We start from the raw sequence: 13,664 nt of genomic DNA on the forward strand, positions 1-13,664 counted from the left end.
ATATATTAACTGGTGATTATTACAATCATATATCACACCGCAATGAGCTGAAGTGGTTGATGTAATGCATCATTATTAAGGCTGTCGTAAAAAGCAGCTGCATCTATAGGGGGATTAGCTAGTTGGGTTTGTTCGCTTTTAATTCTTCTTCTGACGGCAAGCTCACAGTTATCTATTATATTAAGTGGAATATGCTTATCATCATTTCTAATCGCAAGTGGTTCAGGGCTTAAGCATTGTCTTAACTTAATACTTGTCATACCACAGTGCTCTCCTTCTTGAGATATTAATGATGCATTAAATTGTCCAACCAACATATTATATTCATCAGGGGCTAAAAGTTGCTTTGGACCTGCGCCAAATTGCTTTCTTAACGCCTCTTCTTCTATAACTAAATTATCTATTTCAGTTTTTGGTAAATGAAATTGACTAAAGTCGAGTGCGTCATGTGACAGCATCGCTAATAATAGTGCAAATTCGCCACGGCGATTTTCATGCACACTATTATTGAGTCTACTGTTTAACTGACTCTCTGTGATTAACAAATCATCTATTTGCATAGTCTTTAGCCGATTGTGGTAACTGATAGATATTTATCGGCTTTATTTCAATTTTCTTTAGCTTTTTTCTTTACTTAAATACGCAATTTGCTATTATCAGCGCCGTTGCATTGGAGGGGTTCCCGAGCGGCCAAAGGGATCAGACTGTAAATCTGACGGCTCAGCCTTCGCTGGTTCGAATCCAGCTCCCTCCACCACTTCTCTACTATTCCTATATTCCTATATTCCTATATTCCTATATTCCTATNTTCTTACCGCTAAGTTAAGTGGGGCCAAATGCAATAAAATTAGTGTGGAGGGGTTCCCGAGCGGCCAAAGGGATCAGACTGTAAATCTGACGGCTCAGCCTTCGCTGGTTCGAATCCAGCTCCCTCCACCACTTCTCTACTATTCCTATATTCCTATATTCCTATATTCCTATATTCCTATATTCCTATATTCCTATATTCCTATATTCCGTAACATCAAAACACCCACTGTAAACTCATACCATTTTGTTTTAACCAATTAGATGATGTTTTGTAATCGGGGAAAAACGCCTCTACTCGCTGCCAAAAAGCTTTGCTATGATTTAAATACTTTAAATGGGCAAGCTCATGAACAATCACATAATCTATAGCGTGGTAAGGAGCACCTATAAGATGTAAATTAAAAGTGAGTTCTCGCTTGCTATTACAACTCCCCCACTTTCGTTTATAAACACCTATTTTTAAATCATTTGGCAACTCTTCACCCATTTGAGTACAGAAATACGCTAAACGCATTTCTATGTAAGCAATAAGCTGCTCTTTTAAATAAGTCTCTAATAGCTGTCGATACTTTTGATTAGTGTTTTTAACTCGAGGAGATATTGTAATAAGTAAGTGGTCATCATACGGGGTTACTTTGGAATCTTGGCCTGAGTCCAATTTCAAATAAATAGTTTCTGAAAAAACACTTATTTTTTTAGATTCAAAAGGGTACTGCTTAGTGTCATCAATTGACAATTGTTTTTTTAATTGTTCTGCAACCCACTCTTGTTTGTCAAATAACCAAGTATCAATGTGTTTTTTTGCGACAAAATGTGGCGCATACACAGTTACCTTTTGACTATGCACTTTTATTGCGACTGTTTTGCGTCTAGTACTCTTTTTTAGTTGATATTCAAACACGACCTAAACTCTAAATATTGCATCCGTTTATATAATCCATATTACCATCAATTTTAAACTCTTAGGCATACAGTCGCACCTAACTCCTAATCCACTTTATTATAATAAGCTATAGATTGAGCCGTCTGTTTTATTTGAATTGAAAGTTAAAATATTTTATTTACTTCAATAACAAAAAATAAATAAACTTGGTTAGAATTCGTCACTTTATAGCGCGATTAGAAATAACGGTTCATTTATTAGTAAATTAGATTAAACTTGTAAAATAAAGATTATATTTCGAGCCGTTATGCTATCAGCTTTCTTCATTACAGACCAAGATCCAAGCCTAATACTCAATGGGGTTTACGACCCTCTTCTAGTCTCAATGTCTGTATTAATAGCCATTTTTGCTGCTTTTTTTACTACAAAGCTCATTGATTTAGCAAAAGAGACTAAATTCCCTCGTTATCAACGTTTAGCAAATATAACCGCAGCAACTGTATTTTCTTCTGGTATTTGGAGTATGCACTTTATAGGTATGTTAGCTTTTTCGCTATGTACTAATATAAGCTACGATCCAACAATCACACTACTCTCTTTTCTTCCTGCTTTATTAGCATGTCAGTATGCAGTATCAATACTTGTAAATAGTGATGGAAACTTTAGAGTGCTCAGCATTTGCTCCATCTTACTAGGGGCTGGTATTGGTACAATGCATTACAGCGGTATGGCTGCAATGGAGCTTTCCCCAATGTTGCGCTATGACCCACTGACCTTTGGCCTTTCAATTTTAGTTGCCGTCGCTCTTTCGTTTATAGCGTTATATAGCCGCTTTAATCTTGAAAAATTTTTTCCAAAACTATCATACCTACAAAATAGAGCCATCAGCGCTACAATATTAGGCTTTGCTGTTGCTGCTATGCATTATATGGGCATGGCATCTACACGCTTTGTTGCAACATCTCCTCTTTTATATGACGACGCAAATGCTTCTGCTGGGCTCACTTTTGTAGCCATCGCGGTTGCAACTGCAACGATTGCCATTACAAGCGTAGTAGCGGTACTTAATGGCATGGTCAGATATAAAATGTTACTTGAAGAAAAGTCAGCCGACGAGTCTCGCTTAAACGCAATTTTAGGCACAGCCATTGATGGAATCGTAACGATTGATCACACCGGCATTATTTTAAGTTTTAACGAATCAGCCAGTAAAATTTTTGGCTGGCACGAAAATGAAGTACAAAATCATAATATTAAAATGCTAATGGATGATGCTATCGCGATGCATCACGATAGCTACCTTTCTAAAGCTAAAAATATTGATTTAGGTAAAGTAATCGGTGTTAACCGTGAAATTTTTGCAAAGCATAAAAATGGCCACTTATTCCCGATTCGTTTGGGGATTGGAGAAGTTAATCAGCCAGGGCAAAATCCTCTATACGTAGGCTTCATAACCGACTTATCAGAGCAACGAGCTTTACAAAAAAGCCTTGAAGAAAAAGAGCAAAAATACCGCTCTTTAATGGATAACATGCCAGGTGTGGCTTTTAGGTGTAAATTTGATGATAACTGGACCATGCTTTTTATCAGCCCGAGCATCAACGAGTTAACGGGTTATAACCCTAATGAATTTACTGAACATTGCATTGAATTTAACGATCTAGTTTTAAAATCAGACCAGCAACCTATTGTAGATGCCGTCACAAAAGCCGTAGAAGAAAAACGTCAGTATTCAATCGAATATAGAATTCGCCACAGAAGCGGTAAAATCTTATGGCTTTTAAATAAAGGCAGCATCGACTTTGACCCCCAAGGCCAAGCAAAGTGGATTGATGGTGTTTTAGTCGATATTACAGAACGCAAAGAATATGAAGAAAAACTAGAGCAAGCTAAATTTAAAGCTGAAGAAGCTGCTTATGCAAAGCAATCTTTTATGGCTAATATGAGCCATGAAATACGCACCCCAATGAATTCTATAATAGGTTTTAGTGACTTGTTAATGGATACCCCACTTGATCAAGAACAACAAAAACATTTAGTGACCGTAAATAATGCAGCGCGTTCATTACTTAGATTATTAAATGAAATTCTCGATTCGGCAAAACTAGAGCGCGGTAAGCTCACTATTGAGCTAATACACTTTAGTTTAAAGCCAGTAATAGACAGTATTATTTCTACTTTTTGGTTAGAAGCTAAAAAGAAAGATTTAGAACTTAAACTTCATATTAAAGAATCAGTAAGTGCTACTTATTACGGTGACCCAGATCGACTCAGGCAAGTACTTACTAATTTAATTGGTAATGCTATTAAGTTTACCGAAAAAGGCTCTGTTACCGTAACTGTTGCTATAACACAAAATCAGCATCTGTTTTTTGAAGTGCAAGATACCGGTATTGGTATTGCAAAAGATCGTATTCAAGCAGTGTTTCAACCTTTCGAACAAGCCGATGGTACTACTACTCGCCGTTTTGGTGGTACAGGTCTTGGTACTACCATAAGCAAACAACTTGTAGAGCTTATGGGCGGAACAATAAACTTAGTAAGTGAGCTAGGTAAAGGCACCTGCTTTTACTTTTCATTGCCGCTTACTTTAGGTGACGAAACTAAAATAGATCATTTTGATGGTCTACACACACAACTGCCTGCACTTAGGGTGTTAGTAGTTGACGATATAGAGCAAAATACAGAACTACTTTCTTTACTCCTGTCACGCGATCAACATGCAGTTACCAAGGCATCTAACGGACTTGAAGCGATTAAAGTATTTGAAGAACAAGACTTTGATGTCATTTTAATGGATATACATATGCCATTGTGTGATGGCATAGAGGCAACACAAAAAATAAGAGCAATAGAAAATCAAAGACAAATTAAATACACGCCAATTATCGCGCTCACAGCCAGTGTATTACAACAAGATAAGCTTACGGCTAAAAAAGCAGGCATGAATGGCTTTGCAAATAAACCCGTCGATATAAATCAGCTAAACCAAGAAATAGCACAAGTGCTTGGTCTTGGTATTGCAAAAGAAATGGTTATATCGCAAAGCGATCCTAAAGCGCAGCATATAGATTTTGAAAAAGGGTTAGCTCTTTGGGGTTCTAAATGTAAGCAACTTACAGAGATTACTAAATTTATTAGTGGCAGTAATAAACGGTTCGAAACATTATTCAGTGATAAATTATCAAACATAAAAGATGTCGATAGCACCATTCACACACTTAAAGGTGTTGCTGGTAACTTAGGCCTAATAACATTAATGAAGTTATTAACCGATTTAGAGCAAAAACAAAGTGACGCTAAAGTTATTAGTACTTTAGACGATATAAAAAACGAGCTACTTGTCATCTCACAATTGCTATCATCTAATACTTGCGATAAGCCAAGTAGTAAGCCTGAAGATAATAGTTCTGACACGCTATCAATTGATGAAATTAAGTCACTGTGTAAGACGCTCTATCAAGATGCACAAAATGCAGAATTAAATGATGAGCTACTAGCAAAACTGCAACGCGGCATACCTTCAATCTATAAAAATGAAGTTGATGCTATAGCCGAGGCCTTTGATGAATTTGATTTTGATAAAGCACACGTAATACTAGAAACCTTACTTGAAAAACTAACAAACAATGAGTATTAATTAATGGATTTTACAACAGATAGGCCACGAGTATTAATTGTTGACGATGAGCCTGCAAATCTAAAAGTAATGCGCGAAGTGTTAGGTAATCAATATCGTATGTCGTTTGCTAAATCGGGTGATGCCGCATTGGCACTACTTGAAAAAGAACTACCAAAGCTAATCTTGCTCGACATAATGATGCCAGATATGAATGGGTTTGAAGTCTGCCAGCGGGTAAAAAACAATCCTAAAACGTCTCATATCCCCATTATTTTTGTGACAGCTTTGGGGGACGAAAATGATGAATTTAAAGGTTTTGAACTTGGTGCCGTAGATTATATTACTAAGCCAATAAGCCCTGCTATTGTAAGAGCTAGAGTTAAAACTCACTTATCGCTAGTGCAAGCTGAGCAATTAAAACAAGCACATGTAGATTTAGTACAACGCCTAGGCCGTGCTGCTGAATATAAAGATACTGACACTGGCGAACATATAGTGCGTATGAGCCAATACAGCAAAGTATTAGCATTAGCGCTAGGTATGGATGAGCAAAGTGCAGAGCTTTTACGCCAAGCCGCCCCAATGCACGATGTTGGGAAAATAGGTATCCCTGATGCTATCTTACTCAAGCCAGGCAAGTTAACTTCTGAAGAGTTTGAGCATATGAAGAAACACGCCATAATTGGTGCACAAATATTAGCAAATTCTTCATCGCCATTATTACAACTCGCTCATAAACTTGCTATTGAACACCACGAAAAATGGGATGGTTCAGGCTATCCTAACGGGATCAAAGGCGAAGAAATATCAATTGAAGGTAGAATTGTTGCCGTTGCTGACGTTTTTGATGCTCTGACTTCAAAACGCCCTTATAAAGAGGCATGGAGTGTAGAGAAAACAGTTTTGCATATGCAAGAGCAAGCAGGAGCTCATTTTGATCCCGCTCTAATCGAACTATTTGTGAAAAACTTAGACGATATTCTTGCTATAAAAAATTCAAATCAAGAAAGCTAATTCTTTTTAGCGCTGTGAGAGCCAAGCTCAACATTTGGATAGTAAGACTTTATATAACGATAGTCATGTGAGGTAATTTCATGGCTATTACCGCTTCCATCTTTAAAGTACATAGAAAACGTTACACCATGATCTGCTAAAACTACTTTTATATTTAAACCCTCAAGATGATTACGCCATTGAATAAATTGCTCGCCAGTTGCCAAAAATGCAATCCCTTTACTACGCCCCTCACCTTCAAAAAGTGCTAAACGAGTTGTTGAACTAGCGTCTTCAAGTGTTAAAGGGCCGCGTCCGTCCTCATCCCAAAAGGCAAGCTCGGATACTACACTAAAACCTAAAACACGCTCATACCACTTAACGGCATCAACCAAGCTATCAACATTTAAATGGCAATGATCAATCCCAGATAACTTAGGTATGCTTGTATTATTCACGTTACTCACCTATTTCTGACTTTAATTGCTCTAAAAAGTCATGCATATACCTTGTACGTCTATTCGCTTCTGCTTTAGCAGATGGCGTATTCATACTATCGGCAATATGTAATAACTTTATAAAAAAGTGATCAAGCGTGTATTTTTTATCATCAGCCTCGCGTTCAATACAAAAAGGGTCTTCTGGGTTATACAATAACCGAGAAATTGATCCGCCTACTTTCATGCAGCGACTCACCCCAATAGCGCCCAATGCATCCATTCTGTCAGCATCTTGTACTATTTGCGCTTCAACTGTTTTAATTTTTATATTTGCGCTGAAACTATGAGCGGCAATGGCATGATGAATCTCATCAAAAAGTGACTCGTCATAATTAATAGATTTTAAAAATTCCAATGCCTTATCGGCTGCCATAGTAGAGGCTTTTGCACGATCAGGGTGGTTTTTAGCCACCGCCACACAGTCGTGCATCCACGCTGCAGGTAATACAACTGACATGTTTGCCTGCTCCGCATTACATAACTGTATTGCAACGCGCACCACGCGTTCTATATGGGTAATATCGTGAGCAACATCGGCATGCACTAAAGAGGTTATAAATTCTCTACATTGTGAATTAAGTATTTTTAAATCGGGGCTTAAAACGGCGTCAGGCACTATTAGGTTCCAAAAGCTAATGAATCGATAAATTATCCGTACTTTACCGTGCTTTATGCCCACCTTGCAAAACATTCATTGTATGTTGCTCCTTGCTTGACTAAAATACAGCGCTTATTTATTACTACTGAGAAGCCTTATGTCATCTGCCGTTTACCTACAAGCTGGTCGCGATAAATCATTAAAAAGAAAACACCCTTGGTTATTTTCAAAAGCCATCAAAAAAATTAAAGGTAAACCTGGATTAGGCGACACAGTAACGATTCACGATAGCGAAGGTAAGTTTTTAGCAACTGCTGCTTACAGCCCTCACTCACAAATTCGTGCACGTGTTTGGAGCTTTGACGAAAAAGAAGTAATTGATCAAAACTTTTTTGAACGCCGTTTACGTCGCTCATTAGAAGCACGTAGCCAAGTAATAGAAGAAGGCGGATTAACAGGGTTTCGATTATGTGCTGCTGAATCTGATTACTTACCAGGCGTTACAATCGATAAGTTTGATAATGTATTAGTGTGTCAGCTACTAAGTGCGGGTGCCGAGCGTCATAAAGGCGAGATTGTTGGCGCGTTGATGTCTATTTTCCCAGGTTCTAGCATTTACGAGCGCTCAGACGTAGAAGTACGCACTAAAGAAGGCTTAGAGCCAATAAAAGGCGCTCTTTGGGGTAACGAACCAACACAGCCGGTACTTATTGAGGAAAACGGTTTTAAAATTGAAGTCGATATAATTGATGGACATAAAACAGGCTTTTATTTAGACCAGCGCGATAGCCGCGCCGCACTTGAGCGCTTCTCAAAGGGTAAAACGGTACTTAACTGTTTTAGTTATACAGGTACATTTTCGTTGTACGCCCTGCGTGGTGGATGTGAGCATGTAACTAACGTAGACGTATCTCAACCCGCTTTAGATACAGCAAAACGTAATGTTGAGCATAATAACTTAGATTTAAATAAAGTAAGTTTTGTTAAGCAGGATGTATTTAAGTTACTACGCCAATACCGCGACGAAGGTAGACAGTTTGATACCATCGTAATGGACCCACCAAAGTTTGCTGATAATAAAGCGCAGCTAACCGGTGCGTGTCGTGGTTACAAAGATATCAACATGATTGCCATGCAAATACTAAAACCAGGTGGAACATTACTAACGTTCTCATGCTCTGGTTTAATGGAACAAAACTTATTTCAAAAAGTAGTAGCCGATGCAGCACTTGATGCAGGTAAAGACCTACTTATAATGGAGCGATTAAACCAGGCAGCTGATCACCCAATTGCTGGCAGCTACCCTGAAGGCTTTTACTTAAAAGGCTTAATCTGTAAGGTTTTTTAATATCTACTATTGAGTTTAACTGGATTCAAGTTAGTTAAACTGAATGATTTCAAGACCTGCTGTTACCGTGCCATCATCTTCTTTGCTGGCACGTATTACTTTTGCTGTTGCATTTAAAGGCGCAATACTTGGGTGAGTTGAATCAATGTTCACCGTCAGTAATGTATTAGGTTCAAGTAATTCATCTAAATGAATTGATAAACCTGTTGCACTTAAATCCACGCACTCTGCGGCAAAACTTAAACCCGCTATTGGTTCTATCGTTGTTAAATTTGCAGGTGTATTGATCTGCATGCGTCTAAAATTTCGCTTATCATCAGTAAACATACGTTACCTCTAAAAAACCGTGTTAATTTCTTCCAACAAAGCACCCACTGAAAATGGCTTTACAACATATGCGTTACAACCAGCGTCAAACCCTGCTTGTTTTTCAGATGGAGACTCTAGGCCCGATACCATAACAACAGGAATATTTTTTGTTTCAGGTGTGTGTTTCAGCATTCGGCATGTATCATAACCATCAAGACCAGGCATACAAACATCAAGCAAAATTATATCTGGCGGACTCGCAATTGCCGATGCAAGACAGCTTTGCCCTGAATCTGCATAACTAACATCAAATTTCGACGCGAGTGCTGCTTTGAGCATTTCAAAATTAAAATACTCGTCGTCTACCACTAAAAGTCGCTTTGTTTTATGTTCAATCGATGAGGACATAACTATGTCACTTCCTTTTCAAAACAAAAATAAATCCTCCTATTAAGGTACTAAGCTTAATAGAAAATGCAAGTTTTATTCTATCTCTTTTATCGCATTGAGTACCCGTTTAGCAGATATTGGGTAAGGCGTGCCAAGTGTTTGAGCAAATAGCGACACTCTAAGCTCTTGTTGCATCCAAAAAATAGCGGTTACTTCTTGTGGAATAGGCAAGCCTTTAGGCGTTTTATTAACTACTTTTTTGTACTCTTGAGCAACTTTATCCAACTCTAGTACGCATAACCTATCACGATTTGGATCCACAGGCAGCTTCTCTAAACGTTTTTGAATCGCTTTTAAATAACGAATTAAATCCGTTATTTTATCTGCGCCATGCGCGCTCACAAAACCTTTAAATATAAGTGACTCAAGCTGTGATTTTATATCGCCATGCGCGGTTATCATGGTTAAATCAACGCGCCCTTTCATTTTTTTATGCAGTGCGTGCGCAATACTTAATACTTGCTCAACTTGCGTTGCAATCGATACAACGGCATCACCTAGCTCACCTCGTATTTGCTCTTTTACTGTTTCAAATGCTTTTTCGTCGCGTATATCGCCGTGTTTCACTAATAAGCTATCAACACCTGCGGCGATACAATCATCAATTAAATCAGCTATTTTACCAAATGGATTAAAGTACAGACCCAGCTTTGCCTTATTCGGTAAGTTTTGTTGTAAGTACTTAATTGGCGACGGCACATTTAACAATACTAAACGGCGCAAACCTTGTTGATGCGCTTGCTGCGCTTTTGCTTCACTATCAAAAAGCTCCACTGCAGCGGCTGATTTTTTATCCACCAGCGCAGGGTATGCTTTTATTTCGTATTGACCTTGTTTTTTAACATATGACGCTGGCAGCTCACCAAAGTCCCATTGTGTTAGGTCTGATTTTTCAATGCCTTTATCGGCTACTTTAGACAGTGTTTCGGTTACTTCACCTTGCAGCTCTGCTTTAAGTTTGGCTAAATCAAGTCCACGAGCAAGTAACTTATCGTGTTCATCACGTACTTCAAACTGCAATCGTAAATGCGGTGCAAGCGCGGTTAAATCCCACGCTTCTGCATCAACTCTCACACCTGTCATTCTTAATAAGCGCGTAGCTAAAGCATCAATTAAGCTACCTTGCATTGGCTCAATAGCTGCAAGTACTGCATCTGCATAATTTGGTGCTGGCACAAAATTACGGCGAAGCGATTTAGGCAATGACTTTATAAGCCCACTTATTAGCTCATGTCTAAATGCAGGTATATGCCAGTCAAAACCACTCTCTTGTACTTGATTCAACAGTGCTACCGGTATTTGCACCGCAACACCATCAACCGCTTGTCCTGGGTCAAAATGATAAGCAAGCGGTAATATAATATTGTCTTGCTGCCATGTGTCAGGGTAGTCAAACTCAGTGATATTACTTGCACCATGCTGCATTAGCTCTTCACGGGTCATGTGTAAGTAATGTTTATTTTGTTGTTTTTGTGTTTTATACCATTTTAAAAATGCAGCGCGGTTATTAATTTCTTTGGGTATTTTTTTATCGTAAAACTCAAATAACGTTTGCTCATCAACTAAAATATCACGACGACGAGACTTATTTTCCAGTACTTGAATATCTTCAATAAGCTCACTGTTAAACGCTAAAAAGCCCTCGTTTAAGCCCAGCTCTTGCTCAACTAATGCAGTGCGTACAAAAAGCTCTCGGCTCACTTTAGGGTCAATATTGCTATAAACACAGCGGCGTTTATTTACAACAAGTAAGCCGTACAAAGTTTGCTGCTCAAACGCGATTACCGCACCTGGCTTTTTCTCCCAGTGTGGCTCTGTGTAGCTACGTTTTACTAAATGCTGTGCTAATGGTTCTACCCAGTTAATGTCTATTTTTGCATTTGTGCGGGCATATAATTTACTGGTTTCTACCAGCTCCGCTGACATGATCCATTTAGGACTCTTTTTAAATAAACCTGAACCCGGAAAAATATGAAACTGACTATTACGTGCACCTTTGTATATTTGCTTCTCATCTTTAAAGCCAATATGGCTCAGCATTCCGCTTAATAACGCTTTATGAACAAGTTCGCCATCAGCCGCTTGGCTGGTTGCTTTCATGCCCATTTCGTTACACACAGTACTTATTTGATAAACAATATCTTGCCACTCACGCAAACGCATATAGGCTAGGAAATCTTTTTGACACAGCTTTCTAAACTGGCCGTTAGTCAGCTCGCTTTGCTGCTCTTCTAAGTAATTCCATAAGTTCAAAAAAGCGATAAAGTCTGAATCTGGGTCGTCAAAGCGACCGTGTTTTTCGTTAGCTGCAGCACGTTTTTCTTGCGGGCGTTCGCGTGGATCTTGAATCGACAGCGCCGCCACAATAACAATCACTTCACGCAATGCGCCAAGTTTGTGAGCTGTGAGCACCATTTTAGCTAAACGAGGGTCTACCGGTAATCGGCTGAGTTCTCTACCTGAAGCGGTTAAACTCGTTTTACTATCACGTTTGTCTGGTTTTACTGCTTGTAGTTCTTCTAATAACGATAAACCATCACTTATATTACGGCTATCTGGTGCTTGCACAAACGGAAATTGCGCCATATCACCAAGCCCGAGTGCCAACATTTGCAAAATAACTGAGGCAAGATTAGTGCGCAGTATTTCAGGGTCGGTAAACTCTGGGCGCGATAAAAAATCATCCTCAGAGTACAAGCGAATACAAATACCCGCTTCAACACGTCCACAACGACCCATACGCTGATTAGCACTTGCTTGCGATATAGGTTCTATTGGCAGGCGCTGAACTTTTGTACGATAACTGTAGCGGCTTATACGCGCAGTACCTGGATCTATGACATAACGAATACCAGGCACGGTTAGTGACGTTTCGGCTACGTTGGTCGATAAAATAATATGACGACGAGAATGTGGCGCAAATATACGGTTTTGCTCTGCGTTAGATAAGCGCGAGTAAAGTGGTAATACATCAGTGTGTTTTAAATTACGCTTGCTAAGTGCATCAGCGGTATCGCGTATTTCACGCTCACCGTTTAAAAATATCAGTATGTCGCCAGGACCTTCCGCGCACAGTTCGTCAACAGCATCAAAAATACCTTGTAGCTGATCGCCCTCGGCTTCCATATCTTCTTTATTAATATCGGCCGTTGGGTTGTAACGCACATCAACAGGGAAAGTACGACCCGATACTTCTATAATGGGCGCATCATTAAAATGCTTTGAAAAGCGCTCAGGATCGATGGTTGCAGACGTAATTATTATTTTTAAATCGGGACGTTTTGGAAGTAGGTTTTTTAAGTAACCTAAAATAAAGTCGATGTTTAAGCTACGCTCGTGCGCTTCATCTATAATTATGGTGTCGTATTGGTTTAAAAATCGATCTTGCTGAATTTCTGCCAGTAAAATACCGTCAGTCATGAGTTTAACGTACGTATTATTAGAAACCTGATCGCTAAAACGAATTTTAAAACCGACTTGCTGACCAAGTTCGCACTTCATTTCTTCAGCAATACGGTTAGCCACCGTTCGCGCAGCGAGTCGGCGTGGTTGAGTATGGCCTATTAAGCCATCAACACCACGACCAAGCTCTAAACACATTTTAGGTATTTGAGTTGTTTTACCTGAGCCCGTCTCACCGGCAATAATAACCACTTGGTTATTTGCAATGGCGTCTTTAATTGTTTCCTTTTTTTGACTTACTGGCAATTGCTCAGGGTAAGTCACTTTAGGAAGGCCCGCTAAGCGTTTATCGCGTAATTCTTGGCTACGGGTTATATCAGCCGCTATTTTTTCAAGCGCGTTGGCATGCTTGTTTTCATCCGTTATTTTTTTTACGCCATGTAAGCGTTTTTTGAAAATGAATTGATCTTTTTTCAAGCACGTTTTTAGCTCGCCAAACAACTGACCTAGGTTTACCACCCGCATACCTTACAAAATTAGTTAAAGAGCCATAATTGTATCAAATTAAACGGCCGGGGTTAATCCTACAAAATGCATAACACGGGGTTGTTTGTTATATAAACGCTGCGATTCACCTAAACTGCGAATAATAAATCTATCTCAAGCAGTTATTTTCAGCGCTAACTGCACTGAAAATAACTGGCTAGCAATAAATGAATTAAAATATCATTGTGGTTCAATATGTTAGT

At 39.0% G+C, this 13,664-nt stretch carries 10 protein-coding genes and 2 tRNA genes; 5 read left to right on the forward strand and 7 right to left on the reverse strand.

Features of this window, described 5'->3' with window-relative positions:
* Positions 1 to 32 precede the first annotated feature (32 nt).
* The gene (locus tag I6F45_RS12250; protein WP_165728208.1) at positions 33 to 560 is read right to left on the reverse strand and encodes a VC2046/SO_2500 family protein; all 528 of its coding nucleotides are present in this window, start codon (positions 558 to 560) and stop codon (positions 33 to 35) included.
* A 112-nt stretch (positions 561 to 672) separates the two neighbouring features.
* Between I6F45_RS12250 and I6F45_RS12255 the strand changes: the two genes are divergently transcribed.
* Both I6F45_RS12255 and I6F45_RS12260 read left to right on the forward strand, forming a co-directional pair.
* Positions 673 to 757: transfer RNA gene (locus I6F45_RS12255), tRNA-Tyr, on the forward strand.
* A 97-nt stretch (positions 758 to 854) separates the two neighbouring features.
* Positions 855 to 939: transfer RNA gene (locus I6F45_RS12260), tRNA-Tyr, on the forward strand.
* An 85-nt stretch (positions 940 to 1,024) separates the two neighbouring features.
* Here I6F45_RS12260 and I6F45_RS12265 read toward each other — a convergent pair.
* Positions 1,025 to 1,657: a M48 family metallopeptidase gene (locus I6F45_RS12265; protein WP_442960271.1), complete on the reverse strand. Its 633-nt coding sequence runs from the start codon at positions 1,655 to 1,657 to the stop codon at positions 1,025 to 1,027.
* A 343-nt stretch (positions 1,658 to 2,000) separates the two neighbouring features.
* Here I6F45_RS12265 and I6F45_RS12270 point away from each other — a divergent pair, with 343 nt between their 5' ends.
* Positions 2,001 to 5,333 carry an MHYT domain-containing protein gene (locus I6F45_RS12270; RefSeq protein ID WP_197160637.1) on the forward strand — a complete coding sequence of 1,111 codons (3,333 nt, stop codon included), beginning with the start codon at positions 2,001 to 2,003 and terminating at the stop codon, positions 5,331 to 5,333.
* A gap of 3 nt (positions 5,334 to 5,336) precedes the next feature.
* Positions 5,337 to 6,329, forward strand: coding sequence for a response regulator (locus tag I6F45_RS12275; protein ID WP_197160638.1), 993 nt, complete (start codon positions 5,337 to 5,339; stop codon positions 6,327 to 6,329).
* On the opposite strand, the gene I6F45_RS12280 is transcribed toward I6F45_RS12275, so the two are convergent.
* Together I6F45_RS12280 and I6F45_RS12285 are read right to left on the reverse strand one after the other, a co-directional pair.
* Complete coding sequence (locus I6F45_RS12280; protein WP_197160639.1) at positions 6,326 to 6,766, reverse strand: VOC family protein; 441 nt, start codon at positions 6,764 to 6,766, stop codon at positions 6,326 to 6,328. The two genes, I6F45_RS12275 and I6F45_RS12280, sit on opposite strands and share 4 nt — an antisense overlap.
* 1 nt (position 6,767) lies before the next feature.
* Complete coding sequence (locus I6F45_RS12285) at positions 6,768 to 7,499, reverse strand: HD domain-containing protein (RefSeq protein ID WP_231609664.1); 732 nt, start codon at positions 7,497 to 7,499, stop codon at positions 6,768 to 6,770.
* Between the two features lie 64 nt (positions 7,500 to 7,563).
* Between I6F45_RS12285 and I6F45_RS12290 the strand changes: the two genes are divergently transcribed.
* Positions 7,564 to 8,754, forward strand: a complete 1,191-nt coding sequence (locus I6F45_RS12290; RefSeq protein ID WP_007581068.1) for a class I SAM-dependent methyltransferase — start codon at positions 7,564 to 7,566, stop codon at positions 8,752 to 8,754.
* A gap of 30 nt (positions 8,755 to 8,784) precedes the next feature.
* On the opposite strand, the gene I6F45_RS12295 is transcribed toward I6F45_RS12290, so the two are convergent.
* From I6F45_RS12295 to hrpA, 3 genes are all read right to left on the reverse strand, one after another.
* A complete protein-coding gene (locus I6F45_RS12295) occupies positions 8,785 to 9,081 on the reverse strand; it encodes a PilZ domain-containing protein (protein WP_007581065.1) in 297 nt (98 codons plus the stop codon).
* Between the two features lie 9 nt (positions 9,082 to 9,090).
* On the reverse strand, positions 9,091 to 9,471 hold the full coding sequence (locus tag I6F45_RS12300) for a response regulator (RefSeq protein WP_007581064.1): 381 nt from the start codon (positions 9,469 to 9,471) through the stop codon (positions 9,091 to 9,093).
* Positions 9,472 to 9,546: 75 nt separating this feature from the next.
* Positions 9,547 to 13,434 carry an ATP-dependent RNA helicase HrpA gene (hrpA, locus tag I6F45_RS12305; RefSeq protein WP_197118893.1) on the reverse strand — a complete coding sequence of 1,296 codons (3,888 nt, stop codon included), beginning with the start codon at positions 13,432 to 13,434 and terminating at the stop codon, positions 9,547 to 9,549.
* Positions 13,435 to 13,664: the final 230 nt, after the last annotated feature.

The sequence above is a fragment of the Pseudoalteromonas sp. SWYJZ19 genome, assembly GCF_015864375.1.
Classification (GTDB): domain Bacteria; phylum Pseudomonadota; class Gammaproteobacteria; order Enterobacterales; family Alteromonadaceae; genus Pseudoalteromonas; species Pseudoalteromonas arctica.